The 22,797-nt window shown below is 43.4% G+C and carries 18 protein-coding genes; 15 read left to right on the top strand and 3 right to left on the bottom strand.

Features of this window, described 5'->3' with window-relative positions; genetic code table 11:
• Window positions 1-4: 4 nt before the first annotated feature.
• The 3 genes from GFB48_RS00340 to GFB48_RS00330 are packed head-to-tail and all read left to right on the top strand — an operon-like array spanning window position 5 to window position 3,161.
• Complete coding sequence (locus GFB48_RS00340; RefSeq protein ID WP_163930019.1) at window positions 5-871, top strand: diguanylate cyclase; 867 nt, start codon at window positions 5-7, stop codon at window positions 869-871.
• Between the two features lie 43 nt (window positions 872-914).
• The gene (locus GFB48_RS17805; protein WP_163930017.1) at window positions 915-1,088 is read left to right on the top strand and encodes a DUF1289 domain-containing protein; all 174 of its coding nucleotides are present in this window, start codon (window positions 915-917) and stop codon (window positions 1,086-1,088) included.
• Window positions 1,089-1,109: 21 nt separating this feature from the next.
• Window positions 1,110-3,161 carry a S9 family peptidase gene (locus GFB48_RS00330; RefSeq protein WP_163930015.1) on the top strand — a complete coding sequence of 684 codons (2,052 nt, stop codon included), beginning with the start codon at window positions 1,110-1,112 and terminating at the stop codon, window positions 3,159-3,161.
• Window positions 3,162-3,203: 42 nt separating this feature from the next.
• Here GFB48_RS00330 and GFB48_RS00325 read toward each other — a convergent pair whose 3' ends face one another.
• On the bottom strand, window positions 3,204-4,703 hold the full coding sequence (locus tag GFB48_RS00325) for a sulfatase (protein ID WP_163930013.1): 1,500 nt from the start codon (window positions 4,701-4,703) through the stop codon (window positions 3,204-3,206).
• A gap of 259 nt (window positions 4,704-4,962) precedes the next feature.
• Between GFB48_RS00325 and GFB48_RS00320 the strand changes: the two genes are divergently transcribed.
• Genes GFB48_RS00320 through GFB48_RS00305 form a run of 4 tightly spaced genes read left to right on the top strand, consistent with a single transcriptional unit; the run spans window position 4,963 to window position 8,114 of the window.
• Entirely contained in the window at window positions 4,963-5,361 is a 399-nt protein-coding gene (locus GFB48_RS00320; protein WP_163930012.1) for a hypothetical protein, read from the top strand.
• Between the two features lie 52 nt (window positions 5,362-5,413).
• Window positions 5,414-6,748: an ATP-binding protein gene (locus tag GFB48_RS00315; protein WP_163930010.1), complete on the top strand. Its 1,335-nt coding sequence runs from the start codon at window positions 5,414-5,416 to the stop codon at window positions 6,746-6,748.
• Entirely contained in the window at window positions 6,738-7,412 is a 675-nt protein-coding gene (locus GFB48_RS00310; protein WP_163930008.1) for a response regulator, read from the top strand. Before GFB48_RS00315 ends, GFB48_RS00310 begins: the two co-directional genes overlap by 11 nt.
• Window positions 7,413-7,439: 27 nt before the next feature.
• Window positions 7,440-8,114, top strand: coding sequence for a LamG domain-containing protein (locus GFB48_RS00305; RefSeq protein WP_163930006.1), 675 nt, complete (start codon window positions 7,440-7,442; stop codon window positions 8,112-8,114).
• On the opposite strand, the gene GFB48_RS00300 is transcribed toward GFB48_RS00305, so the two are convergent.
• Entirely contained in the window at window positions 8,072-10,096 is a 2,025-nt protein-coding gene (locus GFB48_RS00300) for a heparinase II/III family protein (protein ID WP_163930004.1), read from the bottom strand. The genes GFB48_RS00305 and GFB48_RS00300 overlap by 43 nt on opposite strands.
• A gap of 173 nt (window positions 10,097-10,269) precedes the next feature.
• Here GFB48_RS00300 and GFB48_RS00295 point away from each other — a divergent pair, with 173 nt between their 5' ends.
• Window positions 10,270-11,583: a MipA/OmpV family protein gene (locus GFB48_RS00295; RefSeq protein WP_163930003.1), complete on the top strand. Its 1,314-nt coding sequence runs from the start codon at window positions 10,270-10,272 to the stop codon at window positions 11,581-11,583.
• A gap of 113 nt (window positions 11,584-11,696) precedes the next feature.
• Complete coding sequence (locus GFB48_RS00290; protein WP_163930001.1) at window positions 11,697-13,115, top strand: TonB-dependent receptor; 1,419 nt, start codon at window positions 11,697-11,699, stop codon at window positions 13,113-13,115.
• Between the two features lie 54 nt (window positions 13,116-13,169).
• On the opposite strand, the gene GFB48_RS00285 is transcribed toward GFB48_RS00290, so the two are convergent.
• Complete coding sequence (locus tag GFB48_RS00285; RefSeq protein ID WP_163929999.1) at window positions 13,170-13,991, bottom strand: MBL fold metallo-hydrolase; 822 nt, start codon at window positions 13,989-13,991, stop codon at window positions 13,170-13,172.
• Window positions 13,992-14,171: 180 nt separating this feature from the next.
• On the opposite strand from GFB48_RS00285, the gene GFB48_RS00280 reads away from it, so the two are divergent.
• The 6 genes from GFB48_RS00280 (at window position 14,172) to wecA (ending at window position 22,770) form a co-directional block, all read left to right on the top strand.
• A complete protein-coding gene (locus tag GFB48_RS00280) occupies window positions 14,172-15,047 on the top strand; it encodes a porin family protein (RefSeq protein WP_163929997.1) in 876 nt (291 codons plus the stop codon).
• Window positions 15,048-15,088: 41 nt separating this feature from the next.
• Window positions 15,089-16,486 (top strand): MBL fold metallo-hydrolase RNA specificity domain-containing protein, encoded by a 1,398-nt coding sequence (locus tag GFB48_RS00275; RefSeq protein ID WP_163929994.1) that lies wholly within the window; start codon window positions 15,089-15,091, stop codon window positions 16,484-16,486.
• Between the two features lie 242 nt (window positions 16,487-16,728).
• Complete coding sequence (locus GFB48_RS00270; protein ID WP_163929992.1) at window positions 16,729-17,226, top strand: outer membrane beta-barrel protein; 498 nt, start codon at window positions 16,729-16,731, stop codon at window positions 17,224-17,226.
• 15 nt (window positions 17,227-17,241) lie between these two features.
• Window positions 17,242-19,929 (top strand): SLBB domain-containing protein, encoded by a 2,688-nt coding sequence (locus tag GFB48_RS00265; RefSeq protein ID WP_163929991.1) that lies wholly within the window; start codon window positions 17,242-17,244, stop codon window positions 19,927-19,929.
• Window positions 19,930-20,109: 180 nt separating this feature from the next.
• A complete protein-coding gene (locus GFB48_RS00260) occupies window positions 20,110-21,042 on the top strand; it encodes a Wzz/FepE/Etk N-terminal domain-containing protein (protein ID WP_163929989.1) in 933 nt (310 codons plus the stop codon).
• 612 nt (window positions 21,043-21,654) lie between these two features.
• Entirely contained in the window at window positions 21,655-22,770 is a 1,116-nt protein-coding gene (gene wecA / locus GFB48_RS00255) for a UDP-N-acetylglucosamine--undecaprenyl-phosphate N-acetylglucosaminephosphotransferase (RefSeq protein ID WP_163929987.1), read from the top strand.
• The last annotated feature ends 27 nt before the right edge of the window (window positions 22,771-22,797 follow it).

Raw genomic sequence — 22,797 nt, 5'->3', positions numbered from 1 at the left:
CCTTATGGCGAAAATCTTAATTGTCGATGATGCTCCAGAAAATATTCAATTAATCGCGCAGCTATTAAAGTCCGATTACCAATTAATGGTGGCCAAAAATGGCCTGCAAGCCCTTGATATCATAAACTCTGGTACCCTACCCGATCTCGTTTTACTCGATATTGAAATGCCTGAACTTGATGGCTATCAGGTATGCAAACAACTAAAGTCGAATGCTCAAACTCAATCTATCCCGATTATATTTTTAACCAGTAAAACCCAAGAGCAAGAGGAAGAATACGGCCTGTCTTTGGGCGCAGTAGATTATATTGGTAAACCGGTTCAACCCGCGATCCTTAAAGCGAGAGTAAAAAATCAAATAACCATTAAATTACAGCGAGATGAGCTAAAAAGAATGGCCATCTTCGATCACTTAACAGGTTTATATAATCGCCATTATTTGTTTGATGTGGGGGAACGCCGAGTGGCCAAAGCCATTCGTCATCAACAGCCTTTTTCCATATTGCTGATTGATATCGATTACTTTAAAGCGGTTAATGATAATTATGGCCATTTAGTGGGTGATAGGGTCTTAGAAGAATTAGCAAAGCTATTAAAAACCAGCTTTAGAAAAGAAGATATTATTGCTCGACTCGGGGGCGAGGAGTTCTTAATCCTGATGGATTGCTGTAGCTTAGATAAGGCTCAACAAGTGGCCAAAAGCCTGTGCTTTGATGTGCAAAACCAAAAGTTTGACGGTTTAAATATTACTGTAAGTGTGGGGGCAGCAAGTTTGCAAAGCCTAGATAAAAACTTTCAAAGTCTATTGTTAAGAGCGGATAATGCTTTATATAAAGCCAAAGAAAATGGCCGTAATCAAGTACAAATATGATATAACATGACTCCATAAGCCCATATTTCTAAATTGATATCATATGAAAACAGTATGCGTTGGTTATTGTAAACTCAATAACCAAAATGTCTGTCAAGGCTGTTATCGAACAATCACAGAGATCAGTCTCTGGCCTTCGGCCACTGCGCAACAAAAACAAACAATAATCAGACAATCAGAACTCAGAAAAAAACAATCATTAGCAAATAATAACTAAAAACTCTTTCAAGGATAGACAATGAAGTTTTCATTTAAAGCCATAGCTTTGGGTGCCATAGGCATCAGTTGTAATGCTTCGCTCGCGGCTGTGCAGCAAGATAATACCATCAGTTACCAAGACCTTTTCAATATTGAGTATGCAGCCAACCCGGTAGTCACGCCTGATGGCAACAATGTGGTTTATGAGCGGCGCTCGATGGATATAATGACTGACAGCATGCGCCGAAATTTATGGACTGTCGGCTTAGATGGCAATAATCACTTGCCTCTATTGTCAGACAGTAATAATCATTTCAACCCGCTATTTTCTCCAGATGGCAAGAAAATGGCTTATCTCTCCAGCAAAGAAGGTAAAGTGCAGATTTACCTGCGTGATTTAGCCACAGGCTTAACCGCGCGCATTACCGACGTGGCTATTACCCCAACCAACATGAGTTTCTCGCCAGATGGAAAACAATTGGCGTTTAGCATGTTCACTCATACGAAAAACAAACCCCTTTTTAGCCTGAACTTTAAACCTAAAGGGGCAAAATGGGCCGATGATGCCCAGTACATTGACAGTACCCTGTACCGCAATGATGGCGCCGGTATGAAAAAGCCGGGTAATATGCATGTGTATGTAGTACCTGCGATTGGCGGTACCCCAAGGCAGATAACCTTTGGTAACCATGATTTTTCGGGTTCATTGGCTTGGACAAAAGACGCCAAAAAAATTATGGTCTCGGCGAACACCCGTAAAAATAAAGAGTTTGATGTTTTTAACTCTGATCTGCATACCATTGACGTTGCAACCACCAAGCTGACACAGCTCACTGATATAAGCGGGCCAGAAGCTAACCCGATAATCAGCCCTAAGGGCGATAAAGTGGCGTTTGTTGGCTTCGAAGACAATGGCAAGTCTAACCAAATTAACCAACTGTATGTGATGGACCTAGATGGCACTAATATTAAAGCACTGACGCCACAGCTCGACCGCAGTGTGGCGAATATTATTTGGTCAAAAGATGCAAAAGGTGTGTACTTTAGTTATGACAATAATGGCCAAAAGAACGCGGCTTACGTCAGTTTAAAAGGTAAGATAACGAACAAGACCGATAACCTTGGGGGCATGAGTTTAGGCCGCCCTTATACCTCTGGTCAGTTTGATGTTACCAGCAAAGGGCAGGTGGTTTATACCCTCAATTCGGGCAATCAACCAAGCGATTTAGCGGTCGTCAATACCCGCGGCAAGGTCACTCAACTGACCGATTTAAACGCGGATATTTTTGGCCATAAAGTCCTAAATAAGCCTGAACTTTTAGAAGTGAAATCATCGGTAGATGGGCGTAAATTGCAGTCTTGGGTTGTGACCCCGCCGGATTTTGACCCAAGCAAAAAGTACCCACTTATCCTAGAAATTCATGGTGGTCCACATACTGCCTATGGCCCGAACTTCTCGGCTGAAGTACAAATGTTTGCCGCGGCCGGGTATGTGGTGATTTACGGTAATCCTCGTGGTTCAACCTCACAGGGCGCAGAGTTCGCTAACTTAATCGACAAAAACTACCCCTCAGAGGACTATAACGATTTGATGGATATGGTCGATGGCGTGATTGCCAAAGGCTACATCGATGAACAAAACCTATTTGTTACCGGCGGTTCAGGTGGTGGTGTGTTAACGGCGTGGATCATTGGTAATACTGACCGATTTAAAGCATCCGTAGTGGCCAAACCGGTCATTAACTGGACTTCAATGGTAGGGACATCAGACATTTATACTTTTATGACTAAGTACTGGTTTACCGATTTGCCTTGGAACGACTATGAGCAGTACTGGAAGCGTTCGCCACTATCACTGGTTGGTAACGTAAAAACCCCAACCATGGTGCTCACCGGAGAGCTAGATGTGCGAACCCCGATGGCAGAAAGTGAACAGTATTATGGAGCATTACGTCTAGAAGGCGTGGAAAGCTCGTTTGTAAGAATACAAGGGGCCTATCATGGTATCGCCGCAAAACCTTCCAACCTAGCGAGGAAAGTGGGTTATATTTTAGCTTGGTTTGATAAATATCGTCAGTCCGAGCAGCAATAACTCAGCGTAAAAAAAGGGGTTGCTTAGTGCAACCCCAATGATTTATTTGGTGCCTTTATCTTGCCCCTTGCCGTAACCGCCACCGGTTTTCTGACGGTTATTGGGAAGCTTTTCCAGTTCAAACTCTACGGCTTCTATCGATTGCAAATGTTGCGCCCTTAGCGCACTAAGTTGCTTAACTATTTCAGGGTGCTTGTGGGCAATATTGAAACGCTCACTAGGATCCTCATTGACGTTAAATAATAATGGTTGCTCTAAAACCGTTGGACTGGCAGGAGCATTATGTAAATGCAGGTCATGGGTAACAAAGTGCGCTTTAAAAGCCCCTTTACGAACCGCATAAACCTGATCCGTTAACCCCCAAAAGAACATTTCATCACTGGCTGAAGGCGCCAGACCTGTTAACGTTTTAAGCTGATTTTTACCATCAATAATAGTATTTGGCAGGGGGGCTCCAGTTAATGCCGCAATAGTGGGTAATAAGTCTAAGGTTGAGCCTACGCCCCTTTCAGTAGTGCCAGCTTTTACCGTTCCAGGCATCCAATAGATGGCCGGTTCCCTTTGGCCCCCTTCCCAAGTGGTGGCTTTAGCACCTCTGAGGCCGCCGGTTGTGCCACCATGTTTATCCATCACTAACCACGGGCCGTTATCCGAGGTGAATATCACTAGGGTATTATCAGCAATGTCTAACGCTTTTAATTTGTTAAGAATTTGACCAACACTCCAGTCAATCTCAGCGACGCTATCTCCATACACACCGCGGGCGCTGGTGCCTGCAAACTTTGGTGAGGCGTACTCAGGAACATGGGGTTGGGTATAGGCTAACACACTAAAAAAAGGAGTCTTAGCCTGATGTTGGCGTTCGATAAAATCGATTGTCCACTCGGTTAAGCGCTCGGTGATATTGTACTGATTATGGGGGCGCTCAATGACATCAAAACCTTTAATTAAAGGGACATTAAAAAACTGCTTACTCGGTGCTGGCCAGTGATCAATATCTGGGTTATTACTGAGATAGACTCGGCTGGGTTGACTGCTGTCCATATCATTGGAATAGGGGATCCCAATAAACTCATCAAAGCCATGATTTAAAGGTAAGTGTTGACTCTGGCTGCCTAAATGCCATTTACCAAACAGGGCACTTTGGTAGCCCAGCGGCTTGAGCATTTCGGCGATAGTTTGCTCCCGATGAGGTAAACCAGAAAGTGAAAATGGCAATAACACAGGCGCCCTTAAACTTTTAGGTTGCATGCCTGAGCGAATAGCATAACGTCCGGTAAGTAAGGCCGCACGCGAAGGGGTGCAGCTTGAGGATGCCGAATAGAAATTGGTCCATTTTTGTCCCTGCTGAGCCATAGCATCGATATTAGGAGTCGCAATCGTCGGATGACCTGTATAACCAAGATCGCCATAACCCAAATCATCGGCAAAAATAATAATAATATTGGGCTGCTGTGATTTTGCTTTTAGCTCCGAGCAGCCGCTAATGATTAAGCAGCTAAAAAAAGCCAAGCAAGTATTTGTTATTATTTTTTTGTACATAATAGCGTTGCCGTTAATTGAACATGATTGCTGTTAATATCCTATGTCCACCCGCCTAAAGCACCTTTCTTTACGGTTTTTTACATTTGCCTAAGCTGTTGATTGAAAAGAACTTGCTAATAACGAAAGCCCAGTATTATCAAAAAAAACCATTATTTTAAAAAATCCATTTTTTCTCCATACTTTCTGGACATTGTTTGGGTAATCTTAAAAGGTCAGCAACATCCAGTAATCAATTAGCCATTAAGGAGTGTTATTTATGAAAAAGAGAATTCTATTACCACTAATTATGATGGGCATTGTGGCCAGTAGTGCGGTTTTCGCTGAGTCTAAGATAGACCGAATTAGCAAGAAACTTGAGCTTACACAGGAGCAAGCCGAGCAGTTCAAAGTATTGCACCAACAAGCACAGGCTAATCGTCAAGCGGCACAAGCCACGAAAGCAAAAATTAAAGGGCTTATGGCCGAGGGAAATATAGATGAAGCCGCACAATTAGCATCGGAACAAGCCGCCGCTAAAGTGCGAGAAATGGCGGCGCGTCAGGCAGAATTAGCAAGCTTCCTTAATGAGCAGCAAATTGCTAAGCTGGAAACTATGAAGCAACGCATAAAAAAGCATCATAAGCGTAAAAATAATAAGTCCGAGCAACAGGATTAAGGTTTAGCAGTTAACCCTTTGGCCTCGGATTTATTCCGAGGTCCTTTTTATAATGAAAATAAGAAATACTGTCTTTATTGCCATCTTTACCACCGCCCTTATCAGTGTGATTGGGTTATTGGTGTTCCAACAATACAAATTTAATCGTGGCTTCGATAACTATCTAAACAATGCCCGGATGGAACGCATTGAAGCACTTAAAGAGCGTTTAGCTTCCTGGTACAGCCGCAACAATAGTTGGCAATTTATTGGGGAGGCTAATGCCAAAACTAAGGTGTTACATAGAAGGGCAAAAAGCATAGGCTTACCTAGGGGCACGGCCTTGTTTGATAGCCAAAATCAACTTATTGCAGGGCGCATGCATAAACCCATGTCCATGCTGCCGATAATGGCAAACGGTCAACAGGTTGGCGCGATAGGTGTGGTGATGGCTGATAACGGCAAAGCCGAACTGGATAAACGTTTTATTAAACAGCAGTTTAATACTGTCGTTATTGCCAGTTTACTGGCCTTGTTTGTGGCCCTGATAGCGGCACTCATTTTATCCAATTATTTAACCAAGCCCATTGCCCATGTCACTGCAGTGGTGAATAAACTTAAGCACGGCAGACTCAACGCTAGAAGTGATTATCGTAATCAAAATGAGATAGGTAAATTATCCCAAGACGTTAACCAATTGGCGAAAACGCTGGAGCAAAACCGCGACTCTAGGCAGCGCTGGGTGGCGGATATTTCCCATGAATTACGCACACCAATCACCATTATTTTGGGGGAGCTGGAATGTTTACAAGATGGCTTAACCGAATTTGATGATGCGGCAGTGACGTCATTAAAAGAAGAGGTGGAAGGCTTAAATAAGTTGGTGAACGATCTGCATCAACTGACTCAGGCAGACATTGGTCAGTTGGATTTACAGTTAGCCCCACACACTGTTCAGCAGCTTGTTAGCACCGCAGCCGCTAAATTTGAGCCCAAGTTTAAGCAAAAAAATATTAACATTAATTACCAGTTAAGTTGTCAGCAGCGCTCGTTAGTGGATGAAGACCGCATCAACCAAGTATTAATCAATCTCTTGGAAAACTGTTACCGATATACCCCAACGGATGGCGTGGTAAAAATTAGCTGTCATCAAGCCCAGCACAGCCAAGAGCTTGAGCTAGTAATTGAAAACAGCGGCGCCCCCTTGGCGGATGACGAGTTAAACAAACTGTTTGAAAGGCTTTACCGTACCGATGCGTCACGCAATAAAAGCAGTGGCGGCTCTGGTTTGGGCTTAGCCATTTCAAAAGCCATTATCGAGGCCCACCATGGCAGTATGAGTGCCCATCATTCAACGCTTCCTGGACTTGCTATCAGCATAAAATTACCGATACATCATGGAAAATAATAAGACTCTAGTTATCGTTGAAGACGATGTAAAGATTGCCAATATCCTGATTAAATACGCCGAGGCGTCTGGATTTAATTGCCATCATATTAATGACGGTGCATTAGCCGTGGACTGGGTTAAACAGCATCGTCCCGAAGCCATGCTGCTGGATATAATGTTGCCTAATCTTGATGGCATCGAAATATGTCAGCAGGTTAGGCAGTTTAGCAATTTACCCATTTTGATGATCACCGCCAAAGTTGAAGAAGTTGACCGTTTATTGGGGTTAGATATTGGTGCCGATGATTATATTTGTAAGCCCTTTAGCCCCAAAGAGGTGATGGCCAGAATAAAAGTGATTTTACGAAGGCTCACGCCACCAGTTCCAACAAAGTTAATTGCGATTGATGCCGAAGCTCAAACAGCGGCACTCAATGGTCACAGATTGAGTTTAACGCCAGTGGAGTTTCGGATCTTAGCGGCCTTTTGTGGTCACGCAAATAAAGCCTGGAATCGCGAACAATTGATAAACAAAATGTACGATGACTATCGCGAAGTCAGTGATCGCACCGTCGATTCTCATGTCGCCAACCTTCGCAAAAAATTACTAGAATTGTTACCTCAGCATGATTTTATTCAATCGGTTTATGGGGTCGGGTACCGTTGGCAATGGCCTCAGTAGCAACAACATTCGCACAAGGAAATTAAAATGCTTGCAAGGGTGCTTTTATTTAGCAGCTTGTGGTTGGCCACTTGTGGGCAATCATTGGCGGTGATCAATTGGTCAATAAATAACTTAACCAGTATCGATGGCCACCAATTACAGATCGTTGGCCAGCCTAAAGTCATCGATACCCCCTATGGTAAGGCCGTTGAATTTGACGGCATCGATGACGGCATCATCATTGATACGTTACCGATCCAAGGCTGGCAGCAATTTACTGCAGAAATTATTTTTAAACCCTACGCTGGTGGCCAGCACGAGCAGCGCTTTTTTCATATGCAGGTAAAGGGAGAGAAACATAGGTTATTATTTGAAACGCGTCTGACTGATGATAACCAATGGTATTTAGATACCTTTTTACGCTTTGATGACGCTAACCACCCGCTATTAGCAAGTGAATATCAGCGCCCAACTGAACAATGGTATCATGGCGCAATCAGTGTCGATGGCAGCAATTACCGACATTATGTTAATGGTCATTTACAGCTATCGAAACCGGTCAGTTTTACCCCATTGGCTGCGGGCAAAACCGCATTAGGAATGCGCTTAAACAAGGTGTGGTGGTATAAAGGCGCAATATTAAAAATTCGGCTCACCCCGCAAGTGTTAAACCCGGATCAGTTTTTAGCGCTACCAACGCTATTGTCGCCATCAAGTTGATAACCAAGCTGATATTGTTGTTGGTTGATGGTTAACGTAAACGTTACTCTATCGTCAACAAATTGCGCGTTAATTAATTGCACATCAAGGTCTTCACTGGGGCCATCAAAAGGCATAAGCACACTGATCAGCCGAGCGCTATAGTCATTAGTTTTGTTGACCGTCAAGCTGATACCACTGCGTTGTTTGGCTTTTCCATAATGGTAAGAAACCCGAGAAAGTTCATGCTCGGAAGACATCTCAGAAACAGCGACTGCCGCAATACTCAGGTTTGAACCGGCAAAATCAGTGCGTAAAAGGTGTCGTTCAGGATTAACGCTAACCTGGCCTTCCTTAACAAAGTGCCGCACTTTCACTGCGCCCGTTGCCGCACCAATCGCTTCATCTAGGATCACAAAAAAACGCTTCTCAATGAAGAAAATACTGCGCCTATGCTTTAAATCGGGGTAGCTTTGGTTCTCAACAACTAAACTTTCCAATTTATCGGTGACTCTCCAAAACAAGGGCTTAGCGTCAATGTTAATACGCTTATCATCTAAGGTTAATGTGTTATGGATCTTGGATTGCCTAAACCAACGGCGCTGTTTCATAATGACTTCTTCACCGGAATACATGAATGCGCCGGGATCGGGCATTAAATTGCTACCATTGTGCCACAATTCAAAAGTCCCATTATCTGGCTGGCTATGGTAAGCACCACCAGGAATGCCATTACGCATGAGCAATACCGTTGAATTAGGCTGCCAGCCATTACGAAAACTGTAAAGGCCAGTGGTGGTTAATGCTTCAGATAAAAATTCTGGAGGCTGTCCTGATTTAAAGCCGCTGGCAAAATACTCAAGCACTTTATCTTGTGGAAAAAGCGCTGCCCAAGTCCGGTATCTCGACAGCATATAATCAAAGCTGCGCCATTTAGCGTCACCAAACATAGGGACACTTAAATCAGGGAAGGACATCACGATATTAGCGCGGATCATGCGATTAACTTTATGCAAATAATGATTGTTAAATAAATCAGCTAAGCCGTTCACTTTTGCGAAGTTATACGCCTTTAAAAATATTTCAATACTGGCGACATGGTAATTAGGACTAATTTCATAATGATAACCATCATTATTGATTTGCTTATCGATTTCCCGATGTAAAATGGCAATGGCCCGTTGCTGCCATTGTTTGCTGTGTTTAAATTCAGGAAACATAATCGATGCAATAAACATCCGCATCGCTTGAAATAATAAATGATTTTTACCTGGAGAATAATGCTCATGAAGCCGAGCAGCATGGCGGTGGTAATTAATTAAAAAATCCGCTAAAAAACCTTCATCAAAATGCGCTGAAGATAAAAAGAAATTAAACAGTTTCGCTTGATCTTGCAGTCTTCTAGAAACCTCTAAAGAACGCCATGGATACCTGTGATTATAATCCTCATCTAGGGTGACCTTTTGCGGATCATCATCGACCTCAGTGTCGACTAAAGGATTGTCAGCAATCCAATCGCGGAACTGAAACTTCCATTCTTTGACATAAGCCTCATCCCCCGTGTTCCAGTAAGCCTTAGCCATAGGTATCCACCAATACATTCGGTGCAACTGAAAACGTACTTCATTGTCTTTTACAGGCCAAAGTGACCAATTGATATCAGCGCCATAATCAAAGTAGCCATAGCCTTTATGAACAAACAATAATCGCTTCAGACCATTAGCCGCCATACTTTGGTCAAGGGGGGTGACGACCACCGGTCCCCTTTGCCAGTGGTTGATGGTAGGATGAATAATATCCTGACGTTCACGAAAATGCCTTAATAACAATGATAGCGCTTTATTCGGATCATTATCAGCATACGCATTTTTGACTTTTTCAAGTTTGGGATTGGAAAAATCTAATAAGTGTTCAAGTGAATTATCTCTGCTTGTAGCTTGCACATTAAGGCTTATTATTAAGCTAATAAAAAAAGACAATGTTATTTTTGTTCTATTATTCATAATGAATCCAAGCAAAACGATAACAAATTAACTTAGCAAGCCCCTTCCGTTAGTCAATAGGCTTTACAATTAACTTACAGTTGTCTGAAATTTGCACAATTATGTCGCTTTATGGTTTTGTTGTCAGAGATATTTGCTATACTTTTCAAATAATTAAATAAAGAGGGTGAAATTTGAAACGCACTTATTATTCTTTCTTGTTGCTCTTGTTGTTGAGTTCTTTTAGCCCTATTAGTGTTTCTGAAACATCCCAATCAGAACACTATTATCCCAATAAATGGGGGGTTGGCATTGGCGTTAGGGTCGCAGATATCCCATTTAATACCACCAAAGAAACCGTGACTGACGTCATGCCTTTTTTAGAGTTCAGCAATGAATACTTTTTTATAGAAGGTTTAGAGGGTGGGGTGCATTTATATAAAAACGATAACCATCAAATTAATTTATACAGTCGCTTTCGGTTCGCCGATATGCCTTTTGAATACCAAAATAAAGCACAGGCACAGGCATTTGATTTCGGTTTTCAATATCAATATCAAGGTCAGGACTGGAAAGCGGATGTCGCTTTTATGTCTGACTCCCATAAAAGAAGTTATGGTTACAGCCGTTACCGTACATTTTGGGAAAATGAAGACTGGGAAATCGAACCCTACGCCGAGTTAAACTGGAAAAGCAGCGACTTTAACAGCTACTACTATGGTGTCGACAACTTTAATATCGGTGGCGGTGTGGCCGCCAGTGTCGGCGCGATTGCCAGATACCATGTAACCAGTAATTTATATTTGATTGGCCAAGCTGGGATCAGTCGCCTGGACGACGCAGTCTATGACTTACCCATCATTGATAGCCGCTATCAAGCAGAAACCTTTTTGGGTTTTGGTTTCTTTGCCGATAAAAAACAGCGACAGCAAAAACGCCCTGTTTCAGAACAAAGTGGCAATTTCTGGCGCATTGCCCATGGCTTTGCGACGCCATCTAGCTTGGCGGATATTTTGTTATTCCAAGCAAAAACCGACCCTTATAACAATCAAATGACTTCGGCTTTTTATGGTATTCCATTAGCAGACAGAGTATTTGATGCGCCAATCGATATTTACTTTACCCCAGGTGCGGTATTCCATTATGGGTCGAAAGTGCAAAATGAATCGGTGGAAGGAATATTGGCGGTTAAGGCATTTTATACCTTTGAACTCGGGCCCCAATGGCGTTTTGGTGCGGCAGAAGGGTTATCTTATATCAGCCAATTAACCTATGTTGAAGGATCAGAAGTTGAACGAAAAGGCTACCAGCCATCGAAATTATTAAATTATTTGGACTTCTCATTGGATGTAAATTTAGGGGATATTTTCCAAAGCAGTAAACTTAAGCATGCGTGGTTTGGCTACAGTATTCACCATAGATCGGGAATTTTTGAAACCAGCTCGGCGTTTGGGCGAATTAAAGGTGGCAGTAATTACCAAAGCTTCTATCTACAATGGCACTTTTAACAACGATAATCCCGCACGTTTTTTATTCAAAATAGTATAACTTAGTAATGATATGTTGATAAACGTGCTGGGAAATGTATATTACCCGCGTTAAAAGATACAACGGAAGAAATATGGACAAGCAAGTAAGTTCTCGTACTACCAAAGAAAAAGCCCTACGCCTAAACCTTGATGAAAAGAAATACGGCACTATCGTAGAAATTGGTGCTGGCCAAGAAGTAGCTCGTAATTTTTTCGTTGCAGGCGCAGCCGCTGGAACCATTGCTAAAACCATGTCAGCCTATGACATGAAGTTCTCTGACGATATTTACGGCGTTCAAGAAAATGGCCGTTATGTAAGTAAAAGCCGAGTAAAGGCAATGATGGAGCAAGAGTTTAACTTAGTGGTTGAACGCTTAGGTGACGTACGCCCTAAAAGCTCCCGTTATTTTAGTTATGCCACAACAGTCGCAGCAAAAAGCTTCAACCGTAACAATGAGTGTCATGCATGGTGTGGCGTTCGTGTGCAGATGTACCCAGGGGCAGAGCCATCGGATATTGTGGTGCATGTGCGCATGCTCGACGATACCGCAGAAGCCCAGCAAGACGCTTTAGGTGTGTTAGGGGTTAACCTAATTTATGGTGCCTATTACTACTATGAAAATCCTAAAACACTGATTGATTCATTAACCGATAATCTAAAATCAGACCGCATTGAAATCGATTCAATAGAATTCACGGGCCCCTGTTTTGAAGATGTCGATAACCGAGCTAAGAATATTCACTTGATCCGCAGTTGGAAAACTCGTGCCGTGATGTTCAAACCAGACGGTAGCGTGGCAGTGCCGGCTGAAATGCTCTACAAAAAGAATGTGTTGACCATTCGTGGTACATTCAGGCCGGTCACGATTTTAAGCCAAGACATGATAGAGCAAGGCCAAAAAGCGTTTTATGAGCTCGAAGGCGTGGATGCCAGTAACACCACTGTGATTGCTGAAATCTCTCTTAATGACGCCCGAGGCAGTGACTTAAACGTTTCAGAAGAAGATTTAATTGAACGTGTGCAGCTACTCAATAAATTAGGCTACAACGTCATGATTTCGGACTACACCAGGTACTTCTCACTAAGGGCGTATTTCCGTCAGTTTACTAGCCTACAGCTGGCTATTGTGGTTGGCATGATTAATATTCGTCAAATTTTCGATGAAGAAAACTATCTCGGTTTAGAAGGGGGCATTCTAGAAGCCTTTGGCAAGCTGTTCCCAGATCATACTCGCCTGTTTGTTTACCCAGAAAACAATGAAGCAGGTGAAGTGAAGCACTTCGAGTCAATCGAAGTGCCAACGCATTTAAATTACTTGTACCGTCATTTACTTGAAAATGGGTTTATTCGTGGCATCGAAGCCACAGACCCTTCATACTTGGGGATATACTCAAGGGAAGTGTATCGACACTTACACAGTAAAGACGCTGATCAACGTTGGCAATCAATGGTGCCAGACGTCGTCGCCAAAGAGATCATTAATAGCAAGTTATTTGGCTATAAAGGCTAATTAAATCCGCAGTAAATAAAAAAGGAAGCGTAAGCTTCCTTTTTTATTTGAGCGTTATTGCCACAAGGTGGTGATCCACTTCTTGGTGGAAATAAACTGCCAACTGTACTTATCAAATTGAGCGGGTAAGCCTTCATTAATGGCTTGTTCTAAGGTTTTGCCACTTTGTTTTTGGGCGGCAACATAGTCTCTGGTGGCTTTAATCATATTAAGAAATTGCTGTAATTCTGACTTATTGGCGAGATCCCCATGGCCAGGCACAATAAAGCTGTCATCATTAAGCATGGTTAACATATGTTCAATATTACCAATGTAACCGGCGACCGTGCCGCCCGCCTTAAGATCAATATAAGGGAATCGACCATTAAAGAATAAGTCACCAGTGTGTAATACATTCTGGTGTGGCCACCATAAAATACTGTCGCCATCGGTATGGCCATTAGCTAAGTGGATAACCTGAATTTCATCATTATTGATAAAAACTTTAATGCCATCTTGATAGGTAATCTTAGGTAACGCCGTTGCTGGCAGATCGGATTGGCTTTGCAGTCGGATGCGTACATTGTGCTGGGCATAAATAGTGGCACTGTCACCAAAGTGGGCGTTAGACCCAGTATGATCACCATGGTAGTGAGTGTTAACGATATAGTTAACCTTTTTTTTGGTTATTGTGGCAAGGGCTTGCTCAATAAAAGGCGCGCTTTTGGCATATTGGTCATCAACGATCAATACCCCGTCATCGCCGATGAAGGCAGCGATATTGCCACCAGAGCCCTGCAGCATAAACAAGCTGTCTGACAGGGGGGTAATGTTAAGTGGTTTAGCCTGTGCAAAAAAACCAACAAAAAACATTAATAGTGTTACTATTTTCTTCATCGCCAATTCCTTAGGTTATGAATGCTTTGTTCAATATTGAACCACTGATAAGTTAATACAATGTTAATGGCTCTTGCAAGCGGGCTTTAAAATTAATAGCTTAAAAGAATGTCTTTAGCCATGGACACAATAAGTCGACTTAACTAAATACACCTAAAAACATTAAAAACAATAATAACAATGCAATATCGAATTCTTATTTTACTTTCTATATTTTGTACGCCATTGGCAGCCACAGAGTTTCAACACTTGATCGGCGCGTCTTATTTAAATGACCAACCTTCAGCCTCTGAAATTCAGCCCACGGGTTATGGGTTACGTTACCAACTTAGTATTAATGATAAATGGATTATCGACGCGGCCTACAGTAAAAGCAGTGACTTTAAAGAGCAAACCAGCAAACCACGATCAAAGTATGATTATAACTCTGAGTTTATTAACTTAGGCTTAACCTATCAGTTGGATGACTATTACATGGATATGCAGTTGTTCCAATTTGATGATTACTCATTTGCTGCAAGCGGTGAAGATAAAGCCATGAACGAATCCACTTCAGATGGGTTTGGCATTGCCATCGGTATCGGCAGTTTTTATGAGTGGCAAGACTTCAGTGTAAACTATGGCGTCACCATTGCCGGTAACCAAATGGATGTCGATCAAAAGCAAAGAGAACTGGTTGATGGCAAGCTTAATACCTTAGATGCGATTTCCCAATCGCAGCAGGCCGCGGCAACGCTAGGGGGCAGTTTGAGTTATTTCTATGCTTTCGAAGACTGGGCCCTGATGCCAAGGCTAGGAATCAACTGGACCCAAATCTTAGGTGAAAACGAAGAACACAGTAAACTAAGAGTGAAGCAAGATGGCAAAAACTATAACTTGCTGCGCCGTGGCGGTAAGTTTACAGGGTTATTAGCAGGGGAAAACAGCGGAGTGATCGATCTTGGGCTCGATTTAATGCATTACCGAGGTTTCAGCCTAGGCTTATTTTATTCGGTGGGGTTTGCCAGCAGTTATGACACCCAAGCATGGGTGATAGAAACCAGCTATAGTTTTTAGGGGATTTACTCAACCATAACAGCAATAGCCAAGGAGCGACCATGCACATACTTCACCATGGAGCGGTACAAGGCGTCACAGGTTCTTGTCATCAACTTTGCATCGACGAGCACTCAAGTATTATGGTGGATTGCGGCCTTTTCCAAGGGGAAGAGGTCGCCGCTCAATCACCCCAGCAACTATTGCCGATCACCTTTGATATCAGCCACCTGCAAGCGTTATTGGTGACCCATTGCCACATTGATCATGTTGGCCGCATACCCTATTTACTTGCTGCAGGCTTTAACGGCCCGATATTTGCCACAGAAGCAACCGCAGCCATGCTGCCACTGGTGATTGAAGATGCACTCAAATTAGGCGTCACCAGAAACAAACGCCTGATTGAAAAGTGCCTAAAGCAACTGCACAAACAATTGGTTGCGGTGGCTTATGACAGCTGGGTGCAGGTGGCCTTAGCGCAACATTCAACGGCCACTTTCAAAGTGAAATTTAGGCAAGCAGGCCATATTCTTGGTTCCGCCTACCTCGAAACCGAAATTAAACACCAGCAAACCAGTAAACGCATCGTTTTTTCTGGGGATTTAGGGGCGCCCTATACACCGTTATTAGCGGCACCTAAAAGCCCTTATCAAGCAGACATAGTGGTCATCGAAAGTACCTACGGTGACAGCCTTCACCACAATCGTAAGCAACGTAAACAGCAGCTTAGCCAAGTGCTGCACAAGGCAGTGGCAGATAATGGGCTAGTGCTTATTCCCGCCTTTAGCATTGGCCGCACCCAAGAACTGCTGTATGAATTGGAACAAATTATTGCCAAAGCCCCCAAAAGCAGCAAGCTGCACCATATTGAGGTGATAGTCGACTCCCCCATGGCCGCGCAATTCACAGAGTACTATTTACATTTTCAGCAACTGTGGGACAAAGAAGCCAAACAAGCCATCAAACAGGGCAGACATCCGCTCGATTTTGACAGCCTGTACACGGTCAACTCACACCAAGATCACTTAAGCGCCATCGAGTACCTATCGAAACGCAATAAGCCGGCCATTATCATTGCCGCCAGTGGCATGTGCAACGGCGGTCGGATCAGCCACTATTTAACTACCTTTCTAGACAACCCCAAAACCGATGTGCTATTTGTCGGCTATCAAGCCAAGGGCAGCGTTGGCCGCCAAATTCAACAATACGCCAGCAAACCAAATGGCTATGCCGTGATTGAAGGCCAAAACGTCGCAATCAAAGCAGGGGTGCACACCATTAGCGGTTATTCCGCCCACGCCGATCAAGCCAACCTGATTAACTTTATTAAACGCATTTATAAGCGCCCAGCAAAAGTCGTTATCGTCCATGGCGACGAACCAGCAAAACAGGCCTTAAAGCAAAAATTAGCGACCATCATTGAGCAGGTGGTAATCGCCACCAACAAAAGTGAACTTTAAACCACAAATACTGACCCCAAAATGGTGCTGATTACACAGCCCAAAAAATGAATAAAACAGCCGATATATAAGGCTTAGATGAAACATATTATGATGAATGAGCTTTAAAAGTCCGCCCCAATAGATTAGAATTTCGCATAATTTTTATAATATTAAATTTATATCTTTAGATATTAATATTCACACCTCCCCAAAAAGGGCAGAAAATTTCCGGTGTGCATTTGTAAGCGAAAAGGATTTGTATGCGCTATTTAATCATGATGCTTGTATGGCTTAACTTGGCCACACATGCCAAGGCTGATACCTATGCGGGCATCGCATTGGGTTATACAGCGGTAGAATTGGCGTTAGAAAACCCAACCTCAACTCAAGACGCAAATATTTCAACAACCACATTGCAACTTGGCCATTATTTCAATGATTACTTTGCGGTTGAATCAAGATTTAACAATGGCTTAAATCGCAGTGGTGGCATCCATCTGAGTTCAGTTATCAGCGTATACGCGAAAGCGAACCTGCCAATGACCAAACAATTTGCGCTCTATGCCCTGGCAGGGATAAGCCATTCAAAATTAGACTACAACGCCCAAGAAACCGCGGCCAGCAGTGCCAGTTTTGGTTTAGGTGGTCACTATGCGTTTGATAAACGCCATGCGATGACTCTAGAGTATGTCAATTTAGCTGACAAAACACCGTTAAGAACAAACCAGCTGAATCTAGGTTATCAATACCGATTTTAATAATAAGGGAATAAAATGAAGTTAAAACTCTCTTCTTTAACTGCGGCACTGTGGTTTACAGTGACAATGCCGGCAGAGGCAGTCAGTCCTGCACAAATGGAAATGTTCAAACAACTGCCTGCTTCACAGCAACAAGCGCTTGCCGCTCAGTATGGTGTGAGTATTGATGATCTGATGGGGGCAACCCCAGCCTCTGGGCAAGTGGTAAAACAACAATTACCGCAAAAGCGTGAACTTAAAAAAGACAAACAAGCCCCCTTGCTTGCATTTGAAAATGAACCACAAATCACTCGCTTTGGGGTGGATGTGTTCGCCACCCTTCCCAATGGTTTTGAACCGCAAAATAATACCCCGGTGCCGAGCAGTTATTTACTGGGTTCGGGTGACAGCCTAAATATTCAGCTTTATGGTGCAGAAAATTCAAATTTTGAGTTATTCATTGATAACCAAGGGGACGCCAGCTTTCCTAAAATTGGCCCTGTACAATTAGCCGGCTTAACCTTTAAGCAAGCCAAAGACAAAATTCAAACCATCGTTGCCAGCCAAAAAATTGGTGTGAAAAGCAATGTCAGCATGGGTAAGCTAAGAAAAATTGAAATATTCGTCGTAGGAGACAGCTATCAGCCTGGCAAATATTTAGTGTCTGCCCATTCCACCATGACCCATGCGATTTATTCTAGTGGTGGTGTGACCGAAGTAGGTAGCTTGCGGGACATTCGCTTACTTAGAAATGGCAAAATGGTTTCTAAGCTGGATTTATACGATTTATTGATCAACGGCAGCACCAGTGCCGATGCACAATTACAAAATGGTGATGTGGTATTCATTGCCCCAGTCAATAAAACCGCAACGGTCACAGGTGAAGTTAAGCGACCAGCAATTTATGAGTTAGCGGGTAATGAAACACTGGATGACTTAGTGGCATTAGCAGGTGGCTTTACCAACAACGCCTTTGTTAGCTCAGTGAAGATGCTGCGCAACAATCAGCAAGGTTTTATTGAGACGCTGACTTTAAATTACCATAAACAAAAAGACAGCGTTAAAACCCAAGACGGTGATGTGTTGGAAGTCGGCAAAATTGATAAACACATCAACAATGTGGTCAGCTTGAAAGGGGATGTTGCCCGCCCAGGGGATTATCAATACAAGCCCGGCATGACCGTGGCGGACTTATTTGAAGATGGCATTCATAGCATTAACAAAAGTAGCGACCTGAACTATGCCCTGCTAGTACGCAAGGTTGGCCACGACAAGGTTGAAACCTTGAGTATTGATCTTGATGCCGTCATTGCAGGTAAAACCCAAGCAAACATCGCCCTGCAGCAACAGGACGAATTACTGGTCTTTAGCCGCTATGATTTTACGCCATTTCTCAACGAAGAACAGCAAAGCACTGAAATCCTGAGTGTTGAACAAGCGCAGCAACAAGCCGAAACAGAGCAGCAACAACAGCAAGATCTGGAAAACAACCAGCAGTTTGAGCTTGCCGAAAAGGCACCGACAGAGGGGCAACAACCCCTCAGCAAACAACAGCAACAGCTTGAAAAGCTAAAGCAAAAGTTGAATGTTGAACAAGCCATGGAGGCCCTAGGCTTAGACGAGTCAGCCTTGCTGCGGGCATGGCAGGCAACCCGCAGTAACCTATTAAAAGTGGTAACTTTGCAACTTGAAGAACAAGCATCAATCGATCAACGTCCACAATTTGCATCGGTAATTGGTGAAGTACGCTTCCCAGGTAAATACCCACTGACTAAAGGCGCGGATTTATTAACACTAATAAAAAGTGCAGGTGGCTTAACCGGCGCCGCATACCAAATTCGCAGTGAACTGACGCGTAAGACCATTAAACCGGGCCGAGCGTTAACCCAAGTCGTCGATATTAACTTGGCAGACATACTGTCGGGTAAGCAAAGCTACACGCTGCAACCAGAAGATAAACTGCACATTGTTAAAGTGCCAGATATCGAGTCAGAACGAACCGTAAGTTTGCAAGGGGAAGTGAAATTCCCTGGGATTTATACCCTACAGCGTGGTGAAACCTTAGGTCAACTGCTTGCAAGAGCAGGGGGGCTTACAGAAATCGCCCATGTTGATGGTGCCGTCTTTACCCGTGAATCGTTACGCATTAAAGAGCAAGAACAATTGAATGCTTATGCTGAAAGCATCCGCCAACAGGTGGCGCAAAAGTCATTACGTCAGGCTGGCCCCGGCAGCATGACAGACCGTTCATCCCCCCGTGAACAGTTAGAAATGGTTGAAAGCATGAGCAATTCAGAAGCCCTAGGGCGAATGGTAGTGGATTTACCGGCCATTACCCAAGGGCAAGTGTCTCGTGATTTCTTGCTTGAAAACGGCGACTTGCTTTATGTACCACAGTTCAGAAACACCATTACTATTTTAGGGGAAGTACAAGTCACCACTTCGTACCTGTTAGACCCAGAGCTGAATTATGAAGATTACATTGATTTAGCCGGCGGCATGAAAAAACAAGCAGATGAAGATCGTGTGTTTATTGTGCGTGCTAATGGCGCCGTGGTTAAGCCTGAATCCGGCTTTTGGTTTGGCAATGATGACTCACCATTAATGCCAGGTGACACCATTGTGGTGCCTGTTGATTCTGATTACCGTGATTCACTAACGGCAACCACTATGATGACGCAGATCCTTTATCAAATTGGTGTAGCAGTAAACGCCATTAAATAACCCAAACCTAGGCCCTAGGGTTAGCGAACTTGACCCTAGGCCGATTCACGGGGTTATCGAGTATAAATGCGGCTAAAGCGCGCCCAACAACTTGGCAAGCATGTTGTTAGTTGATGACTCGCCATGGCTTATGTCAGTGACGGCCACAGGCCCTTGAACTTATTAATTAGAACTTAAAATATGACAAATACTGAACAACCAACCTATAAACCAGAAGATGATGAAATCGATCTTGGTGAACTTTTTGCCGCTATTTGGCAGGGCAAGCTGTTAATTTTGGCGATAACCGCGGTTTTTGCCGTGGCTGGGGTGTTGTTTGCACTTAGCAAGCCCAATATTTACAAAAGTGAAGCACTATTGGCGCCTTCACAAGCAGAATCAAGTATGTCAGGCATGGCCGCCAAATTTGGTGGCTTGGCATCGTTAGCCGGCATTAATTTAGGTGGCGGCGGTGCCACCGACAACACTCAGCTTGCGCTGCAGGTGATTAAATCACGCAAGTTTTTTGAATACTTTTTAACAAAGCATGAAATCAAGCCAGAGCTAATGGCATGGGACAAATGGGATCCATACAGCCAAGTGCTAAGCTTTGATCCCGATGTGTATAACCCAACCACCAAACAGTGGCTAAGGGAGGCCAACTTTCCAAGGCAAAGTGAACCGTCGCTACAAGAAAGTCATGAAGTATTTATCAAAAACCATTTTAATGTATCCCAAGATAAAGAAACCGGCTTGGTGACGATAAGCATTGAGCATATCTCGCCAGTGGTAGCGCGAACCTGGGCGCAACGGTTGGTGCAAGACATCAACTGGGTAATGAAAGAGCGCACTAAAGCCGAAACCAGTAAAAACATAAGCTACCTTGAGCAACAATTAGCAAAAACCACTATTGCCGAAATGCAAACGGTGTTTTATCAACTGATTGAAGAACAAACTAAGCAGTTAATGTTGGCGGAAACCAACGACGATTTTGTGTTTAAAACCATCGATCCGGCGGTGGTGCCAGAACTGAAATCAGGCCCGAAAAGAGCGCTTATTTGTGTGCTAGCAGTATTGCTAGGGGGCATGTTGTCGGTGGCGATTGTGTTGGTGCGCTATTTCGCTAATAAATAACGATTTTTGTCAACTAAAACAACAAATTGTCGTTATAGCTATATAGGGTGATGTTAAATGCTAAGGGCTAACATAAATAGCCGGCAAGCTTAGTTGGTCTTTTGTTGGGGCACACTGGTTCCGGTTGCTTGGCGTTATGTATTTGAAATGATGTAGTTATTGGCTTGTTGTGTGAAAAGTGTGCTTGACGGTAGAGGCTTATGCTTAAAAAAATTCAAATAACAGCAGGCTGTTTGGTGCTTTTTACTACAGCATCAGCTTCATAAATATAATATACTGCCAGCATTGGTTCATAGAACAACTTAACGCTTAGGTCAATTACCACCATTGGGGGCCTGCAGAGTATTTATGAATCACCAAGGATGGCCGTTGAATTTTTTGCAGTACGACCCTGCCCATAAGTGGGGATGCCTTACACCATGGTAACTGTTTAAGATAAGCACTAACTGGCTAACCAATGCCATGACTTATTTTACAACACGGATTCATGAGGATGTAGGGCCTGTAACCTAAGGGCGGTAGCGTATGTAAAGTCAGCGTACGCTAATTTGCAGTTCAATTGTTACCCAATGGATGCGGTAACAGCAAGAAAATAATAAAAAGGCAGGAAGCATGGAATCATCAATGGAACAAATCATTTCAGCAGTGATTGGCACGCTAATAGCGATATTGGTGTTAAAGCCAGTCGCCATCAATATTGGCCTAGTAGACAAGCCCAATGCCAGAAAACTTCACACTGGTAGCATCCCTTTAATTGGGGGCATAGCCATATATTTAGGGCTTTGCCTGTCGTTATTTATCGGCAGTGCGCCATTCGACCATGAATCTTACTTGTTTATTGTTGCATCAGGATTAATGGTGCTCATTGGCGTGGTAGATGACAAACGCGACCTGAGCGTCAGAACCCGTATTGTGGGGCAGATGTTGGCCGCATCTATCATGATATTTGGCGCCGACCAACAAATTGAAAACCTGGGTGATTTAATTGCAGTGGGTGACCTTAACTTAGGTTGGCTGGCGGTGCCCTTTACCTATGTGGCGGTATTAGGGGCGATTAATGCCTACAACATGGTTGATGGCATTGACGGTTTAATAGGTGGTGTGACCTTAACCACCATGTTAGGCCTAGCGGTGTTGTTTTATTTAAGTGGCCAAAACCAAGCCGCCATGTTTGCCATGACCTTTGCATTGGTATTGCTGCCATACCTTGCTTACAACCTTAGAGCTCATTGCGACCGTAATAAAAAAATATTTATGGGCGATGCGGGTTCGATGTTTATTGGTTTAAGCGTAATTTGGTTATTAGCCATGGGCAGCCAAGGTAAGCATTCCCCGCAAGCATTCAAAGCGGTAACCGCATTGTGGTTAGTGGCCATTCCATTAATCGACATGGCTGGGGTCATGGTGCGCCGCATTAAAAAAGGCCAATCCCCATTCAAACCAGACCGTGATCACCTGCATCACATATTTATGCGTGCCGGTTTCAGTTCTCGCGAAGCGTTAGTGATCATTACCTTACTCAGTTTATTCATTGCCTTTATTGGCATTACGCTTGATTATAACCAAGCCCCTGAATGGTTATCGTTAACGGCATTTTTAGCACTATTTTTAGCCTATCTAAAATTACAAAATAACATTTGGCGCGCAGTAAAGGCGGTCAGAAAAGCCGAAGCACTGCAAAGGTGCTTAAAATTAAGGCGCATTCGCCATCGTCGAGCATTACGTTAACAATAATGCTGACTATTCTTTAAATTT

Source organism: Paraferrimonas sp. SM1919 (assembly GCF_010993985.1).
GTDB lineage: Bacteria > Pseudomonadota > Gammaproteobacteria > Enterobacterales > Shewanellaceae > SM1919.
The sequence above is the reverse complement of the archived record's forward strand: the minus strand, read 5'-3'. Positions and strand labels throughout refer to the sequence as shown.

Bases quoted from the DNA above. Each gene is read 5' to 3' on its own strand.
- GFB48_RS00330 (WP_163930015.1), top strand. From the start codon at position 1,110: ATGAAGTTTTCATTTAAAGCCATAGCTTTGGGTGCCATAGGCATCAGT.
- GFB48_RS00320 (WP_163930012.1), top strand. From the start codon at position 4,963: ATGAAAAAGAGAATTCTATTACCACTAATTATGATGGGCATTGTGGCC.
- GFB48_RS00260 (WP_163929989.1), top strand. From the start codon at position 20,110: ATGACAAATACTGAACAACCAACCTATAAACCAGAAGATGATGAAATC.
- GFB48_RS00265 (WP_163929991.1), top strand. From the start codon at position 17,242: ATGAAGTTAAAACTCTCTTCTTTAACTGCGGCACTGTGGTTTACAGTG.
- GFB48_RS00325 (WP_163930013.1), bottom strand. From the start codon at position 4,703: ATGTACAAAAAAATAATAACAAATACTTGCTTGGCTTTTTTTAGCTGC.
- GFB48_RS00315 (WP_163930010.1), top strand. From the start codon at position 5,414: ATGAAAATAAGAAATACTGTCTTTATTGCCATCTTTACCACCGCCCTT.
- GFB48_RS00280 (WP_163929997.1), top strand. From the start codon at position 14,172: ATGCAATATCGAATTCTTATTTTACTTTCTATATTTTGTACGCCATTG.
- GFB48_RS00270 (WP_163929992.1), top strand. From the start codon at position 16,729: ATGCGCTATTTAATCATGATGCTTGTATGGCTTAACTTGGCCACACAT.
- GFB48_RS00305 (WP_163930006.1), top strand. From the start codon at position 7,440: ATGCTTGCAAGGGTGCTTTTATTTAGCAGCTTGTGGTTGGCCACTTGT.
- GFB48_RS17805 (WP_163930017.1), top strand. From the start codon at position 915: ATGAAAACAGTATGCGTTGGTTATTGTAAACTCAATAACCAAAATGTC.
- GFB48_RS00340 (WP_163930019.1), top strand. From the start codon at position 5: ATGGCGAAAATCTTAATTGTCGATGATGCTCCAGAAAATATTCAATTA.
- GFB48_RS00300 (WP_163930004.1), bottom strand. From the start codon at position 10,096: ATGAATAATAGAACAAAAATAACATTGTCTTTTTTTATTAGCTTAATA.
- GFB48_RS00285 (WP_163929999.1), bottom strand. From the start codon at position 13,991: ATGAAGAAAATAGTAACACTATTAATGTTTTTTGTTGGTTTTTTTGCA.
- GFB48_RS00290 (WP_163930001.1), top strand. From the start codon at position 11,697: ATGGACAAGCAAGTAAGTTCTCGTACTACCAAAGAAAAAGCCCTACGC.
- GFB48_RS00275 (WP_163929994.1), top strand. From the start codon at position 15,089: ATGCACATACTTCACCATGGAGCGGTACAAGGCGTCACAGGTTCTTGT.
- wecA (WP_163929987.1), top strand. From the start codon at position 21,655: ATGGAATCATCAATGGAACAAATCATTTCAGCAGTGATTGGCACGCTA.
- GFB48_RS00310 (WP_163930008.1), top strand. From the start codon at position 6,738: ATGGAAAATAATAAGACTCTAGTTATCGTTGAAGACGATGTAAAGATT.